Annotated in this window: 8 protein-coding genes; all 8 read right to left on the minus strand. The window is 41.1% G+C overall.

Annotated elements, in window-relative coordinates; all coding sequences use genetic code 11:
* Window positions 1-122: 122 nt before the first annotated feature.
* On the minus strand, window positions 123-1,028 hold the full coding sequence (locus ACNRUY_RS25445) for an SET domain-containing protein (RefSeq protein ID WP_488114471.1): 906 nt from the start codon (window positions 1,026-1,028) through the stop codon (window positions 123-125).
* 367 nt (window positions 1,029-1,395) lie between these two features.
* Window positions 1,396-1,974, minus strand: coding sequence for a hypothetical protein (locus ACNRUY_RS25450; RefSeq protein ID WP_488114472.1), 579 nt, complete (start codon window positions 1,972-1,974; stop codon window positions 1,396-1,398).
* Between the two features lie 159 nt (window positions 1,975-2,133).
* A complete protein-coding gene (locus tag ACNRUY_RS25455) occupies window positions 2,134-2,973 on the minus strand; it encodes an SPFH domain-containing protein (protein WP_488114473.1) in 840 nt (279 codons plus the stop codon).
* A 174-nt stretch (window positions 2,974-3,147) separates the two neighbouring features.
* Window positions 3,148-3,393, minus strand: coding sequence for a DUF2442 domain-containing protein (locus ACNRUY_RS25460; RefSeq protein WP_488114474.1), 246 nt, complete (start codon window positions 3,391-3,393; stop codon window positions 3,148-3,150).
* A 215-nt stretch (window positions 3,394-3,608) separates the two neighbouring features.
* Window positions 3,609-4,091: a hypothetical protein gene (locus tag ACNRUY_RS25465; RefSeq protein WP_488114475.1), complete on the minus strand. Its 483-nt coding sequence runs from the start codon at window positions 4,089-4,091 to the stop codon at window positions 3,609-3,611.
* 311 nt (window positions 4,092-4,402) lie between these two features.
* Window positions 4,403-4,906 (minus strand): hypothetical protein, encoded by a 504-nt coding sequence (locus tag ACNRUY_RS25470; protein WP_488114476.1) that lies wholly within the window; start codon window positions 4,904-4,906, stop codon window positions 4,403-4,405.
* A gap of 5 nt (window positions 4,907-4,911) precedes the next feature.
* A complete protein-coding gene (locus ACNRUY_RS25475) occupies window positions 4,912-5,457 on the minus strand; it encodes a transposase (protein ID WP_488114477.1) in 546 nt (181 codons plus the stop codon).
* 115 nt (window positions 5,458-5,572) lie between these two features.
* Window positions 5,573-6,418 carry a hypothetical protein gene (locus ACNRUY_RS25480; protein WP_488114478.1) on the minus strand — a complete coding sequence of 282 codons (846 nt, stop codon included), beginning with the start codon at window positions 6,416-6,418 and terminating at the stop codon, window positions 5,573-5,575.
* Window positions 6,419-6,530 lie beyond the last annotated feature (112 nt).

Raw genomic sequence — 6,530 nt, forward strand, 5'->3', positions numbered from 1 at the left:
AAGAACGCCAATGGAAACTCTGATAGATGGCAAAGAGATCTGGAAGGAAAAATTTGTAGCCTGAATTTGACCTGACAGACACCCTCTGAAAAATCGGTGACTGTCAGATCAGGTCTGAACTACTACAAATAATATCTACAGGCAGCCTCTTTAGAGCTATTGTCTGTTTTTAGCTGAACCTGCGGGCTTGTTTTTGCACACTGCCTGCGTTTCCAGAAAGGGCGACCATAGGATAACCATACATATTCGTCTTTTTCTATTTTCTGGTTTGAAACAACATAAACACGAGGAACCCTGATTTTACCAAGAATCGTATCGTCTTCCGTGTAAACAACCATAAACTCCACATTAAATCGGCTCTTCTGCGTTACACCGTTGTCATCTTTAACCGTGCCATCGTTAATACAGTGCATTTGGTTCCCTTTGGAGCCATTAAGCACAAGCTTGCTTCCGGGGACATCAAATGAATAGTCTCCTGGTGAAAAATCAAGTGAACCAACGGTTCTGCAAAGATCCGCGAACTCGGCTCTAGTAATAAATTCTCCACTATAAGGTCCAATTATTTCACCGGGCTGTATCACCCGATTCGTTTTAAGCGCATTTTTACCGGTCAAAGCGGAGTAATCCGGTCCATCGTATTTCACCACCCGGGTCGCCGCAGTGATGTATTCCTCTATTTTTCGGGTATTCCCTTCTTTATACCAGGCTTCAAATTCCTTGACTTGTCTGCCGAGAAGATAGTCTTTGCCGTTGTAGCGCCCCAGGACGAAGTGTGAGCCATAAGCAAGGGGGGCGTGTTTACCTCTTTTGGATAAAAGTGTTAAAGTTTCGTAACTGTAAATGAGTGATGATGAATTATCGATGAGTTCCCCCTTCACCCTGGGAGGCTCGGTGGTAACCTTCGCCTTTCTTTGGATAAGCGTTGGTTCCGCGATGCCTGAATCACAGATATGACCAGATTCAGCGGCTATAGTCCTTTCCTGGACACACTCCTTCATTCTCCTTTGTCCGGCAGGAGTTGTTTGCAAAGGGTTTTCCCTGGCTGGAAAAACGGTTGAAAACAAAGGCAGAGTAAGCATGGTTGTTGTTATGGCGTTGTTATCAGTGATTACTGCTTAATTAAGACACCATAAAGTTGAATTGGTTCATCGGCGGACTTCAAAAATAATCATTGGGTAAACCTCTGGGCTATGCCGGGGAGGCTCCCGTAGGTTATACCGAGACTTTGGTAGCTGATCTTGAAGTCTCCCCACGTTTTCCCTCTGGGAGAGGGGTTGGGAGAGGGTGTTATCTAATCAGCTTCCGGCTCTCCAGAATTTGGACCATCCCCCCATTGCAGAGGAGACTGTTAGGGGTTCATTCTTTGTGTAAAAGGTCGATTTTTCGGGGTTAGTGTCAGGATTGAGTTAGATCGACGGTTTGAAAGGATGCGAACTGCCCATTGGTATATGATTTGATTTGAATAGAAATATGGCGATTCGTTTTTTCAAAGGTAATGTGTTTTTCAACCAATAGCGCTATTCCAGGTCCCATAGATCCATAGTATTTCTCCTGAACATGATAGGTATCGCCACTTTTATTGAATGAACTCATTAGTTCACTGTCAAACAGGATAAGAGATTCTAATTTACGGCTGCTATCACCTTCTTTTTTTGATCTGATTTTGAGCGTTTCTTTGTTGTATTTTTCGATTTTTGAATTCAGTGTGTACTCTTCTTGATGTACTCGCATTGAACTTTGTGGTCCTCTGCAATCTGTAAAAATCTCTTTTCCTTCCCAGTTGCCTCTGATTTTTTTATAGAGGTTGTTGAGCTCTTTTTTGTCATCTCTGCTCAAGTGGACGGGGTTATCGATTTCATAATATTTCTCTCCCTGGGTTAAAAAGTTGACTGACTTTTCATTGCAGTCAATGGCGCTTGCAGATAAGGGGAAAATTAAATAGCCAATGGTAAGACAGGTTGCTATCTTTCTCATTATTAAGATACTCCAATTTGATTTTTAGTATTTGAAACGAACGACAAGTCATGCCGCCGAATGCTATCAGAGCCATTCACCATTTTTTTGGCTCAGATAGAAAATAGACGGTGTGACCAGTTAGTCAAGTATTGAGAACCTTTTATTCAGTCTTTAAATTTATTTTGTGTCTTTAACCAGAGGAATTCCATTGGTACCCACCGGAATATAAACCGTGGTATGGTTGGGGGATTCTGCCATTTTCAGCTGGGCATTGATAGCTTCATGCTGTAAGTAGTTAGGCGTCAAAGTTGCATTGATGATTTTCTGGGCTTCTGCAATCCCTTTTGCTTCTTCAACTCGTATTTCTGCGTCTTTTCTGGCTATCTCTTTTTGTGTTTCTTTTTCAGAAAGGAGCTGTTGTGCTGCCAGCTTTTTTTCTACTGCATTGGCCACTATTTCAGGATAGTTGATGTTACCAACGATCACTTTGCTGACGTTAAAAGGCGTCTCTTCCAGGTATTCCTGAAGCTTTTTCGTTACTTCAGAGGCGATTTTTTCACGATTGGCCTTTAAGTCACTGCTGTCATATTTCTGTACCGAGTCGCGAACGTAGGTTCTGAAGGTTTCCCTGACGATGCGTTGATACCACTTTTCACCACCGTAGGTCTCTACTACTTCCTGTACTGTATTGGCTTTTATAGAAATAACCGAATGAAAGTCAAAGCTGATATTCAGATCATCATTTGCCAGTATTTTAAAGCTTTCGGTATATGTGTTTGGACGCATATCAATATTGATCACCTGATTACGCCATAAAGATACCCCATAATTACTTGGGCCTTTTAAAGTATCTCGATACCCTCCAGCCCCGAATACTCTCGGGTTTTCGTATACATATCCCTCATAGCCAGCAGGTGTGTTTGGGTTGGTGCAGGCGGACAAGGAAATGGCAGCAAAAATGCCAATAATCAGAAATCCAGCAAGGCTTCCTAATACTGAGGACTTCTTCTGAAACATTACTATTCCTTAGTTGTACTTGATATTTAAAGGTTGGGTTTAACGTGTTAAAACCGGCAGCGTTGTGGCAAGTCGGCCGTTTTATGGAACCAGAACCGCCCGGTACGGACTCGATTTGCTTGCGCCTCCGGGTGGTGTCAACAGGTGTTGAGAGGGCTGGTGTGAACAGAGGTTTTAATGAATGCCTAATAGAAGGTCTTTTACACTTAAATCTTCATCAAGATCAGGCCAGTGAATACCATCACCTTCTCCGAGCAATTCCCAGTTATTGAGTTGTTTTTCATCTCCACTGGTCAGGGCTGGAAACCATGATATGGGTACTAATATGACTCTGCCATCCACCAGACTGACAATCAGCTCAGATTCTGTGAATTTGACATCTTGTGCTAAAGGGCGTGCTTCAGCCTTTAAAGTATTCATTCCATGCCTCCAAGATAAAGACTAAAAACTTCGTTATTTCAGAATAGAAAATAGGCTGTGCACTTTGTTAGTCAAGTTTATGGATGTCCTCTATTTCTCCTCTATTTCTGTGTTACACGCTGGTTTGCACCAATACTATCTATGTTGTTGCTTTAAGTTAATAGTGCTAATTTGGATGACACAATGAATGCTGCAAAGTACCAAAAGCATTTTTATTACTCAAGGTTAGTAACTTGTTTGTAAGAGCTATTATGCAAGCTGAATATTACTTTTTGTTCAATTTCATATATATATTTTCTATTCTTCCACTCCCATAAGAAGTAACCATTGTTTATATTCTGATAGTGAACTTCTATGCCTTCAAATTTTGCTTCTGTTTCAAATAGAGCAATGAACTCTTCTTTTGAATAAGAGGAAATATATGTCTGTCCAAAATATAATTTATCTTCAGCTCTACCTTCAATAATATCTTGAACCATTCTTACTTTAGAAAGATCTCGAAGCCTGAAAGTAACCATTTTATCTTTCTCAATAAAATACGGAATAGATCTATTATCAAGCTCTTTTATGAATAAAGCATTTTTAGGACCTGGATAGCGGATAGAACCACCCCATATCCAGCCTCCCGAGAATTTTTCTGGCTCTTTTTCTCCACAGCCTGAGACTAGAAAAACAATTAATAAATAAAGCCATTTCATCTTTGATCAGGTTCCTTTAATGATTTTTTGTACTGCTCTAGTTGAAGCGTGTAACGCCAATTTCAGCCGCGCGCCGACAGGCGCGTCGGGTGGAGGGAAGAAAAAAAGGACACCCATTTTTAAAGAAAAAAAGGACACTCATTTGTATAGTAATTAGTTAATGCTATAGGCAGATTTTCTTTTAAATCAATAAGAGAGAATAAGGATGGTTGACTTAAACTGTTTTGACAGGTTTGAATATCTATCAATAGAGATTCAATGCTCTGAATTTATCGAATCGCAGTCCTATTGCTTTAATTCAGTCTTATCTGTTATCTGCAAGGATAAAGGCAAACACTCACCGAAACACCATGAACCCACCGTTTGCCAGAGCTTTCTGCATAAGCTTTCAGTGTTGCGACTTTGCCAACCGCGCGGCGAAAACGGTTGTTCCAGCACATGGTTTTCAGCCATTCATTAGGATCGATTCCCAGGCGACCCAGAATAGCCGGAATCTCTTCGTCAATATGGCCTCGTTTTCCCTTACGAATGATCCGGCCTGCCCAATCCACCAGTTCAAAATAACTGCTGAGTGTGTAGGGGATAGCCTTATTCGGATTTTGCCCAGGAGCTTTCAGTGGCTTCAGGTGGCCTGGCTGTTTTTGGCTTGTTCCACTCGTAAAAGACTGGGCTCTGTCTTTTATAGAGGTGTGTTTCGAAGCTTCGGGTGTTTTTGCCATTTTTGCCCGAACCGGGTTTAAGTCCACATAGGCCATACAGGTCAATAACGCAGCCTCATCCAGCAGTGCCTGACTTTTGTAGCGACCTTCCCACAAATTTTTCAGGAAAAAATTTGAACAGCTTTAGCTGGCCCGAAGGGTAAAAACCAGGGATGGTTTTTATAAAATCGCCCTTTGCAGCCGTCTTCCTTATTAGCCTCCCTGGCCAGGTGTTCATTTAAACAGCGCATAAACCAACTGATATCCATTAAACGTTTGCGGTACTCTTCGGCATACTCGTCTACTCGATGTAACTCTGACTTATCCAGAGAGTCTCCTGCCAGAAATCGTTGAACCAGTGGAGCTCCGTTAAATAGCATTGCCCAACGATTCAGGACTTCTTCTGCGCTCCACCCTTCAGCTTGCTTCCGGTTGATATGCAATACCACATGGTAGTGGTTGGACATTACAGCATAAGCACAGATTTCCAGAGAAAAAATACCAGATAACTTTTTCAAACGGTCAACGACCCATTGTCGCCGGTGCTCATAACTCTTACCTGAAAAAGCATCCTTACCGCAGAGAAATGCCCTGCGTACACAGCAGGCCATACAGTGATAGTAGGGCGTACAAGAAGGATCAATCAGATTTTTCCGGGCTGTTGTCATGGTTATCTGCTCTTTCACAAAAAGGAAGTGCTTAAAGCAAGGAAGCTCTTCTGATTCAGAACAGAAAATAGACGGTATGACCGGTTAGTCAAGTTTATGGATGTCCATTATTTTGTCACTTATTTTGGGCCAAATGCTCTTTGTCCATTAAGCTTAACATCTCGAACCTTTCGCCTGCGTTATCAATCTCTTCATATGCACACTCAACTTCGTCTTCAACTAGATGAATGTGGACATCATTTAGCAGAGCCTTGATGTGCAAAGGGGCCGAACTTTCATCTAACTCGACAGACCCGAATGACCGGATAAGATCAAGATGTTCTCCTGAATTTTCAGGGTTCATTAGAAATGCCAAAAGCTCTCTTTTAACTTGACCCTCATCTAAAAAATCCAATCGGTCGTCTAAACCTAAGAATACCTTTATAGCTTTAGAGTCAGACCTCAGCTCATGTGTATAAACGTTGAGTTTACGTGCATGGGTTTGAATAATATTGTATGTTTCACCGGAAATTTTCTTAACGACTTTACTGATAAATCTCTTTATTTGATTTGTGTTATGAATATATGATAGGAAGCCTTCATCCTTTATTTTTATGTTGAGTTGCTTACGTAGGAATTCTAAGAAAAGTTGCTTCTCAGCATCAATGTTTGGAACTGATGAAAATGAAAAACGACCATACCGATGTGATTTATAAAACTTTGATAAAAGTGATAAGAACTCTTTATGTGGGAAAGACAGTTTTTCAGTTAGTTCTGTTCCGACACGATTAGCCAAATCCATTGTGTTGTGAGTTATTAACGAATCTTCAAATTCTTCAATACTGGTTTTGTCATTATGCTCTATTAAAATAATAGCTACTTTCAGTAATCGCTCTATGCCAATTGATAAACTGTACAGAACTTCAAAAATATCAACAGAGTGATTTAATCCTTCGAGAGAATCTAGGGAAGGTGCGAACAACCCCAGCTATTTGATAAATTCATCTTTTGGGATCGCAAAAGCAGCCTAGCCCCTGCAATTTTTGGTGGATAATCCACCAAAAACTTACTTGAAAGTGGCAGGGTTTAACCAC

The organism is Endozoicomonas sp. Z74 (genome assembly GCF_057680865.1).

Excerpts from the sequence above, each read along its gene's own strand:
- ACNRUY_RS25455 (WP_488114473.1), bottom strand. The coding sequence starts at position 2,973 with ATGTTTCAGAAGAAGTCCTCAGTATTAGGAAGCCTTGCTGGATTTCTG.
- ACNRUY_RS25465 (WP_488114475.1), bottom strand. The coding sequence starts at position 4,091 with ATGAAATGGCTTTATTTATTAATTGTTTTTCTAGTCTCAGGCTGTGGA.
- ACNRUY_RS25475 (WP_488114477.1), bottom strand. The coding sequence starts at position 5,457 with ATGACAACAGCCCGGAAAAATCTGATTGATCCTTCTTGTACGCCCTAC.
- ACNRUY_RS25450 (WP_488114472.1), bottom strand. The coding sequence starts at position 1,974 with ATGAGAAAGATAGCAACCTGTCTTACCATTGGCTATTTAATTTTCCCC.
- ACNRUY_RS25460 (WP_488114474.1), bottom strand. The coding sequence starts at position 3,393 with ATGAATACTTTAAAGGCTGAAGCACGCCCTTTAGCACAAGATGTCAAA.